This is a genomic window from Mesorhizobium sp. M0522 (assembly GCF_040321085.1).
Classification (GTDB): Bacteria; Pseudomonadota; Alphaproteobacteria; order Rhizobiales; family Rhizobiaceae; genus Mesorhizobium.
Genome location: NZ_JAMYQW010000004.1, coordinates 1 through 17,101 on the forward strand (window position 1 = coordinate 1; position 17,101 = coordinate 17,101).

Annotated in this window: 16 protein-coding genes; 12 read left to right on the top strand and 4 right to left on the bottom strand. The window is 62.3% G+C overall.

What is annotated here, in order from left to right; all coding sequences use genetic code 11:
- Positions 1-230 precede the first annotated feature (230 nt).
- The 10 genes from rimP to NKI58_RS06740 all read left to right on the top strand — a co-directional run bounded on the left by rimP (position 231) and on the right by NKI58_RS06740 (position 12,612).
- On the top strand, positions 231-863 hold the full coding sequence (rimP, locus tag NKI58_RS06695; RefSeq protein ID WP_023676900.1) for a ribosome maturation factor RimP: 633 nt from the start codon (positions 231-233) through the stop codon (positions 861-863).
- A gap of 47 nt (positions 864-910) precedes the next feature.
- On the top strand, positions 911-2,506 hold the full coding sequence (nusA, locus tag NKI58_RS06700; RefSeq protein ID WP_023676901.1) for a transcription termination factor NusA: 1,596 nt from the start codon (positions 911-913) through the stop codon (positions 2,504-2,506).
- 38 nt (positions 2,507-2,544) lie between these two features.
- Entirely contained in the window at positions 2,545-3,195 is a 651-nt protein-coding gene (locus NKI58_RS06705; protein ID WP_352455116.1) for an RNA-binding protein, read from the top strand.
- Positions 3,192-5,759, top strand: coding sequence for a translation initiation factor IF-2 (gene infB / locus NKI58_RS06710; protein ID WP_352589066.1), 2,568 nt, complete (start codon positions 3,192-3,194; stop codon positions 5,757-5,759). The genes NKI58_RS06705 and infB overlap by 4 nt, the downstream gene beginning before the upstream one ends.
- A gap of 123 nt (positions 5,760-5,882) precedes the next feature.
- A complete protein-coding gene (gene rbfA, locus NKI58_RS06715; protein ID WP_023676904.1) occupies positions 5,883-6,308 on the top strand; it encodes a 30S ribosome-binding factor RbfA in 426 nt (141 codons plus the stop codon).
- The gene (truB, locus tag NKI58_RS06720) at positions 6,308-7,261 is read left to right on the top strand and encodes a tRNA pseudouridine(55) synthase TruB (RefSeq protein WP_023676905.1); all 954 of its coding nucleotides are present in this window, start codon (positions 6,308-6,310) and stop codon (positions 7,259-7,261) included. The genes rbfA and truB overlap by 1 nt, the downstream gene beginning before the upstream one ends.
- Before the next feature lie 146 nt (positions 7,262-7,407).
- The gene (gene corA / locus NKI58_RS06725; RefSeq protein ID WP_352680483.1) at positions 7,408-8,502 is read left to right on the top strand and encodes a magnesium/cobalt transporter CorA; all 1,095 of its coding nucleotides are present in this window, start codon (positions 7,408-7,410) and stop codon (positions 8,500-8,502) included.
- 140 nt (positions 8,503-8,642) lie between these two features.
- On the top strand, positions 8,643-8,954 hold the full coding sequence (gene rpsO / locus NKI58_RS06730; protein ID WP_280940423.1) for a 30S ribosomal protein S15: 312 nt from the start codon (positions 8,643-8,645) through the stop codon (positions 8,952-8,954).
- A 407-nt stretch (positions 8,955-9,361) separates the two neighbouring features.
- Positions 9,362-11,509 carry a polyribonucleotide nucleotidyltransferase gene (pnp, locus tag NKI58_RS06735; protein ID WP_292654001.1) on the top strand — a complete coding sequence of 716 codons (2,148 nt, stop codon included), beginning with the start codon at positions 9,362-9,364 and terminating at the stop codon, positions 11,507-11,509.
- A gap of 89 nt (positions 11,510-11,598) precedes the next feature.
- On the top strand, positions 11,599-12,612 hold the full coding sequence (locus NKI58_RS06740; protein ID WP_352570340.1) for a class I SAM-dependent methyltransferase: 1,014 nt from the start codon (positions 11,599-11,601) through the stop codon (positions 12,610-12,612).
- A gap of 36 nt (positions 12,613-12,648) precedes the next feature.
- On the opposite strand, the gene fabI is transcribed toward NKI58_RS06740, so the two are convergent.
- From fabI to fabA, 3 genes are all read right to left on the bottom strand, one after another.
- On the bottom strand, positions 12,649-13,461 hold the full coding sequence (fabI, locus tag NKI58_RS06745; protein WP_023676910.1) for an enoyl-ACP reductase FabI: 813 nt from the start codon (positions 13,459-13,461) through the stop codon (positions 12,649-12,651).
- A gap of 13 nt (positions 13,462-13,474) precedes the next feature.
- Positions 13,475-14,695, bottom strand: a complete 1,221-nt coding sequence (gene fabB, locus NKI58_RS06750; protein WP_352784698.1) for a beta-ketoacyl-ACP synthase I — start codon at positions 14,693-14,695, stop codon at positions 13,475-13,477.
- 120 nt (positions 14,696-14,815) lie between these two features.
- The gene (gene fabA / locus NKI58_RS06755) at positions 14,816-15,334 is read right to left on the bottom strand and encodes a 3-hydroxyacyl-[acyl-carrier-protein] dehydratase FabA (protein ID WP_023676912.1); all 519 of its coding nucleotides are present in this window, start codon (positions 15,332-15,334) and stop codon (positions 14,816-14,818) included.
- A 240-nt stretch (positions 15,335-15,574) separates the two neighbouring features.
- Between fabA and irrA the strand changes: the two genes are divergently transcribed.
- The gene (gene irrA / locus NKI58_RS06760; protein WP_023676913.1) at positions 15,575-16,006 is read left to right on the top strand and encodes an iron response transcriptional regulator IrrA; all 432 of its coding nucleotides are present in this window, start codon (positions 15,575-15,577) and stop codon (positions 16,004-16,006) included.
- Positions 16,007-16,016: 10 nt separating this feature from the next.
- Positions 16,017-16,376: a DUF4260 domain-containing protein gene (locus NKI58_RS06765; protein WP_023676914.1), complete on the top strand. Its 360-nt coding sequence runs from the start codon at positions 16,017-16,019 to the stop codon at positions 16,374-16,376.
- Between the two features lie 80 nt (positions 16,377-16,456).
- Here NKI58_RS06765 and NKI58_RS06770 read toward each other — a convergent pair whose 3' ends face one another.
- On the bottom strand, positions 16,457-17,014 hold the full coding sequence (locus tag NKI58_RS06770) for an SH3 domain-containing protein (RefSeq protein ID WP_352853100.1): 558 nt from the start codon (positions 17,012-17,014) through the stop codon (positions 16,457-16,459).
- Between the last annotated feature and the right edge of the window lie 87 nt (positions 17,015-17,101).

Here is a 17,101-nt window from a genome sequence, read left to right on the forward strand (position 1 = left end):
AACCGCTTCGACGCACCTCCTGCAACAAACAGAAGCGGACATCTGATGTGCTACAAAAACCGGACAACTTGAAAAGCTACCGACACCGTCATGCAGGACGGGCTTGAAATGAGGACCACGATCGTCTATATCAGCTTCAAATTCTTGGTCGCTATGACGAAGAGTGGGTCCACCCGGTCCCGCTCTTTTTTATTACCTGCCGACCAACAGAAATCGAGTGACAGGACCGAATGACAGTGACGGCAAGCGAAGGCGACGACCGCATCATCCGCGAAAGCGGCATCGATGCGCGCATCGCGCTGATCGTTCAGCCGGTACTGCGCGCCATTGGCTTCCGCTTGGTACGTGTGCACCTGTCGGGCCAGAACGGGCTGACGCTGCAGATCATGGCCGAGCGCGAGGACGGCACCATGACGGTCGAGGATTGTGAAGAGGTCAGCCGGGCGGTGTCGCCGGCGCTCGATGTCGATGATCCGATCGAGAAGGCTTATCATCTCGAAGTGTCGTCGCCGGGCATCGACCGGCCGCTGGTCCGCAAATCGGACTTTGCAGCCTGGACCGGCCATCTGGTGAAGATGGAAACGTCGGTTCTCGTCGCCGACCGTAAGCGCTTCAAGGGCAAGATCGCCGAAAGCGACGCGGACGGTGTGCTGATCGAGCGTGACAAGGCCGCCTACGGCGAGGAGCCGACGGTACGTGTTCCCTACGATGCGATTGCCGAAGCGCGGCTGATTCTGACCGACGACCTTATCCGCGATGCGCTGTCGAAGGACAATCGGGCGCGCAAGGAAGCCAGGAAACGCCGCGGCGAACCCGAAGACGCACCAGAGGGTGCGGAAGACGAAACCGAACAGGAAATGTGATTGGGCTGCCGGCCGTAGGGGTCGGCAACAAGCTCGGGAGAAAGAAGATGGTTGTAAGCGCCAACAGGCTTGAACTGCTGCAGATCGCCGATGCGGTCGCGCGTGAAAAGTCGATCGACAAGTCGATCGTCATCGCCGCCATGGCCGATGCGATCCAGAAGGCCGCGCGCTCGCGCTACGGCCAGGAAACCAATATCCGCGCCGACATCAATGCCAACACCGGCGAGATGAAGCTGCAGCGGCTGATGGAAGTGGTCGAGAAGGTCGATGACTACGCGACGCAGATTGCCATTTCCTCGGCGCGCGAGCGCAATCCGGACGCCCAGCTCGGCGATTTCATTGCCGAACAGCTACCGCCGATGGATTTTGGCCGCATCGCCGCCCAGTCCGCCAAGCAGGTCATCGTGCAGAAGGTGCGCGAGGCCGAGCGCGACCGGCAATATGACGAATACAAGGACCGTATCGGCGAGATCGTCAACGGTACCGTCAAGCGCGTCGAATACGGCAACGTCATCGTCGATCTCGGCCGCGGCGAAGCGATCATCCGCCGCGACGAGCTGATTCCGCGCGAAAACTACAAGTATGGCGATCGCGTCCGTGCCTATGTCTATGACGTACGCCGCGAACAGCGCGGCCCGCAGATCTTCCTGTCGCGCACCCATCCGCAGTTCATGGCGAAGCTGTTCACCATGGAAGTGCCGGAAATCTACGACGGCATCATCGAGATCAAGTCGGTCGCCCGCGATCCGGGTTCGCGCGCCAAGATCGCTGTCATCTCGCGCGACAGCTCCATCGATCCGGTCGGTGCCTGCGTCGGTATGCGCGGCAGCCGCGTCCAGGCGGTCGTCGGTGAATTGCAGGGCGAGAAGATCGACATCATTCCGTGGTCGCCTTCGGCGGCGTCCTTCATTGTCAATGCGTTGCAGCCGGCGGAAGTCGCCAAGGTCGTGCTCGACGAGGATGCCGAGCGCATCGAGGTCGTCGTTCCCGACGATCAGCTGTCGCTGGCCATCGGCCGCCGCGGCCAGAACGTCCGTCTTGCCTCGCAGCTCACCGGCTGGGATATCGACATCCTGACCGAGCAGGAAGAGAGCGAACGCCGCCAGAAGGAATTCGTCGAACGGTCGTCGCTGTTCATGGAAGCCCTCGACGTCGACGAGATGGTCGGCCAGGTGCTCGCTTCCGAAGGCTTCACCAGCGTCGAGGAGGTCGCGTATGTCGACTCCGGCGAAATCGCGTCGATCGACGGCTTCGACGAGGACACGGCTTCGGAAATCCAGACCCGCGCCCGCGAATATCTGGAGAAGATCGAAGCCGAGCATGACGAGAAGCGCAAGGCGCTCGGCGTCAAGGACGAGCTGCGCGAGATTCCCGGCATCACCACCGCCATGATGGTGACGCTCGGCGAGGACGGCGTGAAGACGATCGAGGATTTCGCCGGCTACGCCGCCGACGACCTGACCGGTTGGAAGGAACGCAAGGACGGCGAGACGAAGGTATTCCCGGGTGTGCTCGCCAACCACGGCGTATCACGCGCCGATGCCGAGCAGATGGTCCTGGCCGCTCGCCTGAAGGCTGGCTGGATCACCGAAGACGAGCTTGCCGCCGAGGGCGTGCCGGCTGACGAAACCGTCGGTGCGTGAGGTGAAACCGCATCGCACCGAACCCGCCCTTGGACGAGATGAACGATCGCACCTGCATCGTCACCCGCAGGCAAGCCGAACCGGATGAACTGATCCGTTTCGTCGTCGGCCCGGATTCGGCCGTCGTTCCGGACATCAAGAGAAACCTGCCCGGCCGCGGTTGCTGGGTGACGGCCGACCGCCTACATATAGAAAAGGCAGCGGCCAAAAACCTGTTTGCCCGTGCTTTTAAGGCGCAGGTGAGCGTGCCGGCCGATCTTGGCGGCATGGTCGACGCGCTGCTTTCCAGGTCCGCTCTGGGCATGCTTGGCCTGGCCCGCAAGGCGGGCGCCATAGCGCTCGGAGCGACCAAGGTCGAGAGCGCCGTGCGCGGCGGACTTGCACTTTTCGTGCTCCACGCGACCGAGGCTTCCGACGATGGCGTCCGCAAGATAAGCCAGGCGCGACGGGCAACCGTCCACCTCGGCGGGCCTGCGATCCGCGCTTACAAACTTTTCTCCGAGGCCGAGTTGAGCTTGGCATTGGGGGGTACAAATGTGATACATGCTGCCGTTCTCGCGGGAGACGCGGGCAGGGCGGTCCAGAAGCGCATGGTTGCGCTCGACCGATATCGGGGCGGTTCCCCGGACGATCTGGCAATGCTTGCGGCCGTTGCTGACGAAGATGATGCCGCAGAGGATATGGAATGAGCGATACGAAATCGGGCGACGACAAGACGCTGAGTGTTACGCCGAAGAAGACCTTGACGCTGAAGCGCCCCGGTATGGAACAGGGCACGGTGCGCCAGAACTTCTCGCACGGCCGCACCAAGTCGGTGGTCGTCGAGACCAAGAAGCGCAAGTTCTCGCTGCCCGGCGACAAGCCGGAACCGGCGGCAGCGCCTGTGTCCGTCTTCACGCCGAAGCCGGTCGCGGCAGCGCCTGCCGTGCAGGAAGCTCCCAAGGCGCCTCCCCCTCCGCCGCCGGTCGAACGCGGCGGCATGGTGCTGAACGAGTTGTCGCGCCAGGAAATGGAAGCACGCCGCCGGGCTCTCGAGGGCTCGAAGGTCCGCGATGTCGAGGATCGCCAGCGCGCCATCGAGGAAGCCAAGCGCCGCAGCGAGGACGAAGAGCGCCGCCGCCGCGAGCGCGAGGAATCGGCTCGCCGTCAGGCCGAGGAAGAGGCACGGCTGCAAGCCGAGGCCGAATCCCGCCGCCGTGCCGAGGAAGAGGCGCGCCGCCGTGCGCCGCTCGCCGCCGAACTGGCAACAGTCGATGACGAGGAAGAGGTCAAACCGAAGCGGACCGGTGCCGGCGCACCAGTGCGCCGTCTGGTCACGCCGGAAGTGGCGCGTCCGGCCAAACCGACCAAGGGCGAGGAAGACCGCCGCCGCGGCAAGCTGACGCTGAATTCGGCGCTTTCCGACGAGGATGCGCGCGCCCGCTCGCTCTCGTCGATGCGCCGCCGTCAGGAGAAATTCAAGCGCGCGTTGCATAACGAGCCACGCGAGAAAGTCATGCGTGAAGTGATCCTGCCCGAAACCATCACCATCCAGGAGCTGGCGCAGCGCATGTCCGAGCGCGCTGTCGACGTGGTCAAGTTCTTCATGAAGCAGGGCCAGATCCTGAAGCCTGGTGACGTCATCGACGCCGACACGGCCGAACTCGTCGCCACCGAATTTGGCCACACGGTCCGCCGCGTCGCCGAGTCCGACATCGAAGAGGGCTTGTTCAACATCGCCGATCGTCCCGAGGACCTGCAGCCGCGTCCGCCGGTGGTAACGATCATGGGCCATGTCGATCACGGCAAGACCTCGTTGCTCGATGCCATCCGCAATGCCAACGTCGTCTCCGGCGAGGCCGGCGGCATTACCCAGCATATCGGCGCCTATCAGGTCGAGAAGAACGGTCACAAGGTTACCTTCATCGACACGCCCGGCCACGCCGCCTTCACGGCGATGCGCGCCCGCGGTGCCCAGGCGACCGATATCGCCATCCTCGTGGTGGCAGCTGACGACAGCGTCATGCCGCAGACGATCGAATCGATCAATCACGCCAAGGCGGCCGGCGTTCCGATCATTGTGGCGATCAACAAGATCGACAAGCATGACGCCGACCCGCAGAAGGTGCGTTCGGAACTGCTGCGCCACGAGGTGTTCGTCGAATCCATGGGCGGTGAGGTGCTGGATGTCGAGGTGTCGGCGACCAAGGGCATCAATCTCGACAAGTTGCTCGAAGCGATCCTGCTGCAGGCCGAAATCCTCGACCTGAAGGCCAATCCGGACCGCACCGCCGAAGGCGTGGTCATCGAAGCCCAGCTCGACAAGGGCCGCGGCCCAGTCGCTACCGTGCTGGTGCAGACCGGCACGTTGATGCCGGGCGACATTCTCGTCGCCGGCAACGAATGGGGCCGGGTACGCGCGCTCGTCAATGATCGCGGCGAGCAGGTCAAGGAAGCGCCGCCGGCAATGCCGGTGGAGGTGCTCGGCCTGCAAGGCACGCCGCAGGCCGGCGACCGCTTCGCCGTTGTCAACAACGAAGCACGCGCCCGCGAGATCACCGAATATCGCCAGCGTCTGGCGCGTGAGAAGGCGGTGGCCAGGCATGCCGGCCAGCGCGGCTCGCTTGAACAGATGATGTCGCAGTTGCAGACCAGCGGATTGAAGGAATTCCCGCTGGTCATCAAGGGCGACGTGCAGGGCTCGATCGAGGCGATCAACGCCGCGCTCGACAATCTCGGCACCGACGAGGTGCGCGCCCGCATCGTCCATGCGGGGGCTGGCGGCATTACCGAAAGCGACGTGTCGCTGGCGGAAACTTCGGGGGCTGCGATCATCGGCTTCAACGTTCGCGCCAATGCGCAGGCCCGCGCAGCCGCGGCTGCGGCAGGCATCGAGATCCGCTACTATTCGATCATCTACAATCTGGTCGATGATGTGAAAGCGGCGCTCTCCGGCCTGCTCTCGCCGGAGCGTCGCGAGACCTTCATCGGCAATGCCGAGATCCTCGAGATCTTCGACATCACCAAGGTCGGCAAGATCGCCGGCTGCCGTGTCACCGAAGGCAAGGTCGAGCGTGGTGCGGGCGTGCGCCTGATCCGCGACAACGTCGTCATCCACGAAGGCACGCTGAAGACCCTGAAGCGCTTCAAGGACGAGGTTTCGGAAGTTCCGGGCGGCCAGGAATGCGGCATGGCCTTCCAGAACTACGAGGACATGCGCGTCGGTGACGTCATCGAGTGCTTCCGCGTCGAGATGGTGACCAGGACGCTCTGAGCTCGAACGTTCGAGTTCGGGCATCCATCGAGACCGGGCGGTGGTCGAAAGACCGCCGCCCAAACCATATGAGACATGTGGTGCGGTCCTATCCCGCGCCCCACGATTTCAGGATAGAGAAAAATGCCCCGTTCAATCACATCAGGCCCATCCCAGCGCATGCTTCGCGTAGGCGAGCAGGTGCGCCATGCTCTGTCGGAAACCTTGCAGCGCGGCGAGATCCTCGATCCGCTGATCGAGAACACGGTGGTTTCGGTCTCGGAAGTGCGCATGTCGCCCGATCTCAAGATCGCCACCGCCTTCGTTTCGCCGCTCGGCGCCAAGGATGCCGGGGCGGTGATCGAGGCGCTCAACAAGCATGCGAAGTTCGTGCGCGGCCGCGTCTCCGGCGCGCTGCGCCAGATGAAGTACATGCCGGAATTCCGCTTCCGGCTCGACACCAGCTACGACAATTTCCAGAAGATAAACGAGTTGCTGCACTCGCCCGAAGTGGCGCGCGATCTCAGCGCCGACGACAAAGACAAAGACGACCGGAAGGACAGCGAATAGTGGCGCGTCGCGGCAAGAAGAAGGGCCGGCCGATCTCGGGCTGGCTGGTACTGGACAAGCCGGTCGGCATGGGCTCGACTGAAGCCGTCTCCAAGATCAAATGGCTGTTCCAGGCGGAAAAGGCCGGCCATGCCGGCACGCTCGACCCGCTGGCGTCCGGCATGCTGCCGATCGCGCTCGGCGAGGCGACCAAGACCGTGCCATACGTCCAGGACGGCGCCAAGGTCTACCGCTTCACGGTTGCCTGGGGCGAGGAGCGTTCGACCGACGACCTCGAAGGCCCGGCGACCAAAAGCTCGGACCGCCGTCCGGCGGAAGCCGACGTACGGGCGCTGCTTTCGAAATATACCGGCGTCATCATGCAGACGCCGCCGCAATTTTCGGCGATCAAGATCGCCGGCGAGCGCGCCTACGACCTTGCCCGCGATGGCGAGACGATCGACATTCCGGCACGCGAGGTCGAGATCGGCCGGCTCGATCTGGTCGAGCACATGGCCGATCGCACCATCTTCGAGGTCGAATGCGGCAAGGGCACCTATGTCCGCTCGCTGGCGCGCGACATGGGCCGCGACCTTGGCTGCTTTGGTCACATCGCCGAGCTGCGGCGGGTCGAGGTCGAGCCGTTCACGCAGGAAGATTTCGTTACCCTGGCCGAGCTGGAAGCCGCCCGCTTCGGCGAGCAGGGCGAGCCGCAAGCAGCAGACGCCCCGATCGACTTCGGTGCCATCGATGCACTTCTGGTCGACACCGCCGCCGCGCTCGAATGCCTGCCGCAGGTCGCGATCAGCGATGATGCGGCAACCAAAATCCGCCTCGGCAATCCGGTCATCATTCGCGGCCGTGACGCGCCGGTAGAAGCGGAGGAGGCCTGCGCCACCGCGCGCGGCAAGCTGGTCGCCATCGGCGCCATCGAGCAAGGCATGTTCAAGCCAAAGCGGGTCTTTATCGGGTAACAGCTGTCGCCCGGCGCATGATCTCCAAACCGGATTCTATTTTGGGAAAGGATCATGCGCTAAATCAACAGGCCTACGGCGTCGTTTGCCGTCCGAAAGGATGCGCTGCGCTGTAGTGCCGTTCGACGCTGCACTCGAGGGGGCACATGGCAAAGGCTGACACGGTCAACAAACGAGCGGCGCTCAAAACACGGAGGCCGCCGGTCGGGGCCTCGCCCGGCACGCTGATCGCCGACCCGGCGGCACGCCGTTCCGAGCTCAGGCTGACATTGATCTCGCCCGAAAAGTTCAAGACCATCGACAATGCCAGCATCGACGACGTCAACACCCATTGCCACAATTGGCCGGTTATCTGGCTCGATTGCACAGGCCTCGCCAACATCCAGCTGATCGAGGAGATCGGCCGGATCTTCAACCTGCATCCGTTGGCGCTGGAAGATGTCGTCAACACCGGCCAGCGGCCGAAGGTGGATTTCTTCGAGGACCATGCCTTTGTCGTCGTCAGGATGATCGACGATGTCACCGCGCATCGCTACGAACAGATCGCCGTCTTCTTCGGCAGGAACTTCGTCGTCACCTTCCAGGAACGCGAAGGCGACCCGTTCGATCCCGTGCGCAAGCGGATCGCAAGCTCGGTGCCCAACCGCTTGCGCTCGCGCGGCGCCGACTATCTCGCCTATGCTTTGATCGACGCCATCGTTGACAGCTATTTCCCGCCGATCGAGGCTGCCGGCGAATTGGTCGACAGCATTGAGGACCAGATGCTGAACCAGGCGCACAAGCATCAGATGCGGCAGCTTCACGAATTGCGGCGCGATGCCAATGTGCTGAAGGGCGTGCTTTGGCCGATGCGCGACGCGCTGGCGACCATGATCCGCAACGACGTCTCTTATGTGAAGGCCGAAACCAAGATATTTCTGAACGACACGCTCGATCATTCGCTGCGATTGATCGAACTGGTCGAAACCCAGCGCGACATGCTGACCGGCCTGATCGAGATGCACTTGTCGCTCAGCCAGGCGCGCACCAACGACGTCATCAGCTATCTGACGATCGTCTCGGTGATCTTCATGCCGCTTACCTTTCTCGTCGGCGTATGGGGCATGAATTTCGACCCCGACACCTCGCCCTGGAACATGCCGGAGCTGAAAGCCTATTACGGCTATCCCCTGTCGCTCGTCTTCATGGCGCTTGTTGCGGTCGGGCTCTTTGCGTACTTCAAATGGAAGAAATGGCTCTGACTAGGCGGAAGTGCCCGTTTATGCAGCAAAAAGCCGGCTTGTGAATTAGGCTGGCCTTTTTGTCGGAATTGCACTATATGCGCCGCAGCCTCGCGCTTTGACGCGTTGCTTGCACCGGCCCCTGCTGGACGACATCCCGGCTGAGGGCGTCCCGTTTCCTCAAACAGACAAGGAAAAACACGATGTCGATTACTGCCGAACGCAAGAAGGAATTGATGGGCGAATTCGCTACCGCCAAGGGCGATACCGGGTCTCCGGAAGTCCAGGTGGCCATCCTTTCGGAGCGCATCAAGAACCTGACCGACCATTTCAAGGACCACAAAAAGGATAACCATTCCCGCCGTGGTCTGCTCGCTCTCGTTTCCCAGCGCCGCAGCCTGCTTGATTATCTCAAGCGCAAGGACGACGCGCGCTATCAGACGCTGATCGAGAAGCTCGGTCTGCGCCGTTGACGAATTGACCGGCGGGTTCTTTCGAGAGCCCGCCGGTCGCGCATTGGAGCATCGGGTCATCCAAGGCTCCATGAAGGAAGTAGAGCGCCGCGCATCGGTTTGGATGCGCAAAGGACGCTCTGAAGTTTAGATTTGCGCAGGATATTTTCCGAAAACCTGGTTTTCGGGTTCACGCGCAAGGCCACTCGGATCGATTGGCCAACCCGGTTTCGAAACAGCAGAGGGCCGCTCGAAACCGCCCATGGACGGTCATGGGGCAGGATTGCAGGACGCTCGTGCGGCACCGCGCCGAATAAACCGAGCCTCCCGTTGTCTTGCCCGTGGCTGCCCGAGAAAGGAAGCCAAGGGAAAGGGGCATCCGCGCACGCTGAAACGGCGCGGCCCTTTCCGCATATGAAGGACAAGACATGTTCAATTACCACAAAGTGGAAATCGAATGGGGCGGCCGTCCGCTCATTCTCGAAACCGGCAAGATCGCGCGTCAGGCTGATGGCGCGGTGCTGGCCACCTACGGCGAAACCAAGGTTCTCGCCACCGTCGTCTCGATGAAGGAGCCGAAACCCGGCCTCGATTTCTTCCCGCTGACGGTCAACTACCAGGAGAAGACTTACGCCGCCGGCAAGATCCCGGGTGGCTATTTCAAGCGGGAAGGCCGTCCGAGCGAGAAGGAAACGCTGGTTTCCCGCCTGATCGACCGCCCGATCCGCCCGCTCTTCGCCGAAGGCTACAAGAACGACACCCAGATCGTCGTCACCGTCGTCCAGCACGATCTCGAAAATGACCCGGACATCCTGTCGATCGTCGCCACCTCCGCCGCCCTGACCTTGTCCGGCGTGCCGTTCATGGGCCCGGTTGGCGGCGCCCGCGTCGGCTACATCAACGGCGAATATGTGCTCAACCCGCATGTCGACGAGATGCAGGAATCGAAGCTCGACCTGGTCGTCGCCGGCACCGCCGACGCCGTGCTGATGGTCGAGTCCGAAGCCAAGGAACTCGGCGAGGACCTTATGCTCGGCGCCGTCATGTTCGGCCACAGGGGCTTCCAGCCGGTGATCGACGCGATCATCAAGCTGGCTGAAGTCGCGGCAAAGGACCCGCGCGACTTCACCGCGCCGGACTATTCCGCACTTGAAGCGGAGATGCTCAAGATCGTCGAAGGCGAGCTTCGCGACGCCTACAAGATCACCGACAAGCAGAAGCGCTATGCCGCCGTCGACGCCGTCAAGGCGAAGGTCAAGGCCGCGTTCGCGCCCGCAGAAGGCGAAGAGGCCAAATACACGTCCGAACAGATCGGCACCGTGTTCAAGGAGCTCCAGGCCAAGGTCGTGCGCTGGAACATCCTCGACACCGGCTCGCGCATCGACGGCCGCGACCTGAAGACGGTCCGCAAGATCGTCTCGGAAGTCGGCGTCCTGCCGCGCACGCACGGCTCGGCGCTGTTCACTCGCGGCGAGACCCAGGCACTGGTCGTCGCCACGCTCGGCACCGGCGAGGACGAGCAGTATGTCGATTCGTTGACCGGCATGTACAAGGAGAAGTTCCTCCTGCACTACAACTTCCCTCCCTATTCGGTCGGTGAAACCGGCCGCATGGGTTCGCCGGGCCGCCGCGAAATCGGCCATGGCAAGCTCGCCTGGCGCGCCATCCGGCCGATGCTTCCGACCGCCGACCAGTTCCCCTATACGTTGCGCGTCGTTTCGGAGATCACCGAGTCCAACGGCTCGTCGTCGATGGCTACCGTCTGCGGCACCTCGCTGGCTCTGATGGACGCGGGCGTGCCGCTGGCCAAGCCGGTCGCCGGTATTGCAATGGGCCTGATCAAGGAAGGCGAGCGCTTCGCCGTGCTCTCCGACATCCTTGGCGACGAGGACCACCTCGGCGACATGGACTTCAAGGTTGCAGGCACCGCCTACGGCATCACCTCGCTGCAGATGGACATCAAGATCGAGGGCATCACCGAGGAGATCATGAAGATCGCGCTCGACCAGGCCAAGGATGGCCGTCAGCACATTCTCGGCGAAATGGCCCACGCGCTGTCCGGCGCACGTGCCGAGCTCGGCGAGTTCGCGCCGCGCATCGAGGTCATGCACATCCCGACCGATAAGATCCGCGACGTGATCGGCTCGGGCGGCAAGGTCATCCGCGAGATCGTCGAAAAGACCGGCGCCAAGATCAACATCGAGGACGACGGCACCGTCAAGATCGCTTCGGCCAACGCCAAGGAGATCGAGGCGGCGAAGAAGTGGATACACACCATCGTCGCCGAGCCGGAAGTCGGTGAAATCTACGAAGGCACGGTCGTCAAGACCGCCGACTTCGGCGCTTTCGTCAATTTCTTCGGTCCGCGTGACGGCCTCGTCCACATCTCACAACTCGCCAATGACCGCGTCGCCAAGACCTCCGATGTGGTCAAGGAAGGCGACAAGGTCTGGGTCAAGCTGATGGGCTTCGACGAGCGCGGCAAGGTCCGCCTGTCGATGAAGGTCGTCGATCAGGCCACCGGCAAGGAAATCGTGCGCGACAAGAAGAGCGAAGGCGAAGAAAACGCCGCCTAAGCTGATCTAACTATGCAATCGAAGCGGGCGCGCCGGAAGGTCGCGCCCGTTTGCGTTTCAACAACAGCCTTGCAGTTCAAGAGTGGTGAATGTCCGCCGAGCCGCTGAAAACGCTTTTCCATTCGTTCGAGGCCGGTGCTGTTTCCCTGCCACGAAAGGATGAACGCATACTCTTTCTCGGTGCCGAGCCCGGCTTTCGCTTGCCGGAAGGGTTTGATGCCAAGCTTCATCTTGTCCAAGGCTTCAGGCCGCACTTTCGCGCCTTGCAGGCGTCCGGCTTCGCGGTCACGCCGCAGGTCGAAGGCGAGGCTTTCGACGCGGCATTTGTGCTCGCTGGCCGCCATCGCGGCCAAAACGAGTTGCGCGTTGCCGAAGCGGTCGAACGCGCAGCACCAGGCGGGTTGATCGTCGTCGCCGGCAGCAAGGACGATGGAATCGCCAGCCTGCGCAAGCATGTCGGCGCCCTTGTGCCGCTCGAAGGCCACCTGCCGAAGCATCACGGCATTGCCTTCTGGTTTCGCCGGCCGGCCGATACCGTTGCCGCGGCAACGCTTCGCGCTGCCAATCCGGATTTGGTGGTCGAGGGCTGCTTCCGCACGGCGCCAGGCATGTTTTCCTTCGACAAGATCGATGCCGGATCGAAACTGCTGATCGAAAATCTGCCCAACGATCTGCGTGGCAGCGTTGCGGATTTCTGTGCCGGTTGGGGCTATGTCGCCGCCGAGGTCGGCGCCCGCTCACCTGGCATATCGGCGCTTGACCTTTACGAAGCGGATTTCGAGGCGCTGGAGGCGGCGAAGGCCAATCTCGGCAACACAGGCGTGGAGCCAGGTTTCTTCTGGATCGATCTTTTGAGCGAACCGGTCGAGCGCCGCTACGACGTGGTCGTCATGAACCCGCCCTTTCACCGCAGCCGGGCGACTGAGCCGGAAATCGGTGCCGGCATGATCCGCGCGGCAGGCAAGGCGCTGAAGCCCGGCGGCCGGCTGTTCATGGTGGCGAACCGTCAACTTCCCTACGAACCGGTGCTGGCGGCCGCCTTCTCCAGCCATGCGGAGCTCGCCCGCGACGGCATGTTCAAGGTCTTATCGGCGCGACGCTGAAATCCTGCGGGGGAAGCCGGCGATACGTCGCTCGCGCTATTCCCGCCCGCCGTCGGTCTGCTTCAATTCGTCAAGCGTCGGCATGGAAACGATGTGATAGCCGGAATCGACATAGTGGATTTCGCCGGTGACGCCGGATGACAGGTCGGACAGCAAATAGAGCGCGGAGCCGCCGACTTCGTCGATCGTCACTGTACGACGTAGCGGCGAGTTGCGCTGCTGGTAGGAGAACATGTGGCGTGCGTCGGAAATCCCGGCGCCCGCAAGCGTCCGTACCGGTCCCGCCGATATGCCGTTCACCCTGATGCCGCGCGGGCCGTAGTCGTTGGCGAGATAGCGGACGCTGGCCTCCAGCCCCGCCTTGGCGACACCCATAACGTTGTAGTTCGGCATGACACGGACCGAACCAGCATAGGTCAGCGTGATCATCGAACCGCTATCCTTCATCAATGTGGCGGCGTGACGGGCGATCTCGGTGAAGGAGTAGCAGGAGATCACCATTGTGCGGATGAAGTTGTCGCGGCTCGTGTCGGCGTAGAGGCCTTTCAGCTCGTTCTTGTCGGAAAAGCCGATGGCATGGACGACGAAATCCAGCCCGCCCCACGCCTTCCCCAAAGTCTCGAAAGTCGCGGCGACCGACACGCTGTCCTCGACGTCGCAAGGCACCACCAGGGATGCGCCCAATTTCTCGGCGAGCGGCTTGACCCGGCGCCCGAAGGCCTCGCCCTGATAGGTGAAGGCGAGGTCCGCGCCATGTTCGGACAGTTTGCGGGCGATACCCCAGGCGATCGAATGATCGTTGGCAACACCCATGACAAGCCCGCGCTTGCCCTTCATCAATCCGTCCATGGTCGGCAAATCCTTATGCGGAATAGCGCTGGAAAATCAGCGTTGCGTTGGTGCCACCGAAACCGAACGAATTGGACAAAACGGTGTCGATCCTTGCATCGTCGATGCGCTTGCGCACGATCGGCATGCCCTCGAATTCCGGATCGAGGTTCTCAATGTGGGCGCTCTCGCCGATGAAGCCGCCTTGCATCATCAGGATCGAGTAGATCGATTCCTGCACGCCGGCGGCGCCCAGAGAATGGCCGGTTAGCGATTTGGTCGACGTGATGAAAGGCATCTTCTCGCCGAACACCTCGCGGATGGCGCCCATTTCCTTGGAGTCGCCGACCGGCGTCGAGGTGCCGTGCGTATTGATGTAGTCGACCGGCGAGGACACCGTTGCGAGCGCCTGCTTCATGCAGCGCGCCGCGCCTTCGCCCGACGGCGCCACCATGTCGTAGCCGTCCGATGTCGCGCCATAGCCGACGATCTCGGCATAGATCTTGGCGCCGCGTGCCTTGGCATGCTCGAGCTCTTCAAGAATCAGCACGCCGGCGCCGCCGGCAATGACGAAACCGTCGCGATCGACGTCGTAGGCGCGTGAGGCGACCGACGCCCTGTCGTTGAACTTGGACGACATGGCGCCCATGGCATCGAAGAGATCCGACATCGTCCAGTCGAGATCCTCATGGCCGCCGGCGAAGACGATGTCCTGCTTGCCCCACTGAATCAGTTCGTAGCCATTGCCGATGCAATGCGCAGACGTCGAGCAGGCCGATGAGATCGAATAGTTGACGCCGTGGATCTTGAACCAGGTGGCAAGCGTCGCCGACGCGGTCGACGACATCGCTTTTGGCACCGCGAACGGCCCGATCCGCTTGGGGCTGCCGTTTTTGATCGTGGTCTCGGCCGCCTCGACGATTGCACGGGTCGACGGTCCGCCGGAGCCCATCACAATACCGGTGCGCTCGTTGGTGATGTCGGCCTCGTCGAGGCCGGCGTCTGCGATCGCCTGGTCCATTGCGACATGGTTCCAGGCAGCACCCTGCGACAGGAAGCGCATGGCGCGACGGTCGATCATGCCCGATGGGTCCAGCGTCGGCGCACCCCACACCCGGCAACGGAAGCCATGCTCGGCGAAAGAGTCGGAGAAGCTGATGCCGGATCTGGCACCGTGCAGCGAGGTCTGCACCTCGTTGGCATTGTTGCCTATCGACGACACGATGCCGAGACCTGTGACTACGACCCGTCTCATTCGCAACTCCTTCCAGCGGACCCCGAACCTGAAATCAATTTCCGGAATGGAACCATGCGCAAAATTAAAGTGCTACAGCGTTCATCAGACGTCCAAGACGTCGTACTGTAGGGTCTTCGTTCAGACGGCGGCCGATTGCTTGGACAGACCGACCTTCAGATCCGTTGCCGCGTATATGGGCTCGCCATCTGCCTTCAGCCAGCCATCGGCGATGCCAAGCACAAGCCGACCGCGCATCACGCGCTTGAAGTCGACGCCATACTCCACCTTCTTGACCGAAGGCGTGACCATGCCTTTGAACCTCACCTCACCGGTCGACAGCGCCATCCCCTTGCCGGGTTCACCGAGCCATCCGAGATAGAACCCCGTCAACTGCCACATGGCGTCCAGGCCTAGGCATCCTGGCATGATCGGATTACCGATGAAATGGCAGGCGAAAAACCACAAATCCGGCTTGATATCGAATTCCGCGCGGATGAAACCCTTGTCGAACGCACCGCCGGTCTCGCTGATCTCGGTGATGCGGTCGAACATCAGCATCGGCGGATAGGGCAGCTGCGCATTTCCCGGTCCGAACAGCTCGCCGCGGGCGCAGGCAAGCAATTCCTCGTAACCGTAGCTGGATTTCGAACCCGCCATCAATCTCGTCCCCGTGATCGTCCCGGGCGATAGGCGCCCTTGTCGGTGGTTTCCTAACACAATCTGTTTCAGGCCGGAAACCGGCGCTTGCGCTTAACCTGCCCGTCTGCCCGGGTCAATGCGCGCTATTGATCGCATTCGGTCGACAGAATATATGTCAGGACACGTCCGGTTTCGGCAGATGCTCAATTTCTGCCATTTTGGACCTGTCTGAGGCGGAACTGTGAGCGCGACGGATACATGGATCTGGGTTGCCGGAAGGATAATGTCGCTGTGGACAAGCGGGTTCGCGAGGCCGGTCTGAGGCCGACACGCCAGCGCATCGCGCTGGCCGATCTGCTTTTCGCCAAGGGCGACCGCCATCTTTCGGCCGAGGAACTGCACGAGGAGGCGCTTGCCGCCGGCGTGCCGGTGTCTCTGGCCACCGTCTACAATGCTCTGCACCAGTTTACCCAGGCCGGTCTTCTGCGCATCCTTGCCGTCGAGGGATCGAAGACTTATTTCGACACCAACACCTCCGATCACCATCATTTCTATATCGAGGGCGAAAACAGGATCTTCGATATCGACAGCGGCCCGGTGACGGTTTCCAACCTGCCGGAACCGCCGGAGGGCATGGAGATCGCCAATGTCGATATCGTGGTGAGACTGCGTCCGAAACGCTGCGACTGACCGGCGCCTTATGAAATTCCTGGATTTGACGCTCCGGCTCGAATGGGTCGCCGTCGCGGTGGCGGCTCTTGTCTTCTATGCAATCGCCGGTGTTTCCTGGTGGCTGTTTGCCGTGCTCATTCTGGCGCCCGACCTGTCGATGCTGGGTTACATGGCCGGGCCGCGCGTCGGGGCCGTCGCCTACAACGCCTTGCACATACTGATCTTGCCCGTTCTGCTGGCGCTTGTCGGCAGCGTCTTTGACAATGCAATGGCGATAGCTGTCGCGCTGATCTGGATCGCCCACATCGCCATCGACCGCGCTCTGGGCTATGGTTTGAAGCTGTCGAGCAGTTTCCAGGATACCCATCTCGGCCGCATCGGCCGCTAAACCATCCCCGAACCGAAGATCAGCGAAACAAATGCCGATCCGGTGCTTGCAGCGCTGGCCTGACCTCCGGTTCGGAAAGGTCAGTTCTTGACCTTTTCGCCGGGATAGGCACCCCAGACGAGCGACTGTGCGAGCCAGCCGGTATGGCCGTCGAAGGTCATTTCGCACCATTGGCCATCGCAGGACTTGATCGTGCCCATTACCCCCGGTTCGAGGATCGCGATGACGCCTGCATCTTTTGCCGGGTCGTCAAGGAGGTTGACGCGAGCGTCCTTGCCGCGCTGCCAGGGGGCGACGATCGCCGTGCGACGGCCCGAAAGCAGCGACTGATTGATCCAGCCTTCCGAGCCGTCGGCATCACGCACACGGCGCCACGTATCGAACTCCTGGATGATCTCCATCGGCAGGCCTGCCTTCATATACATCCAGTCGACGGAATAATTGACGCCCGGCCCAACGCGCGAGTTGACGCGGCCGGATTTCAGGCTGACGAAGCGCGGCAGCGGCAAGCCGCTTGGTCCGAGCGTGACGCTCTGGGCGGGTGCGGCGGCACTTTGCGCCATCACCAGTGGGCTATGGATGAGAGCGCCGAGGAATGCTGCACTGAGGGTCAGGCGGAGCGACGCGAAACCAGACACTTTCGTTCCTTTCGGCGCCCACCCATCGGCCTTCGCGCCCATTTTTCTTTGTCTTCGGCGGAACCGCTTGTTACATGGATGACCGGT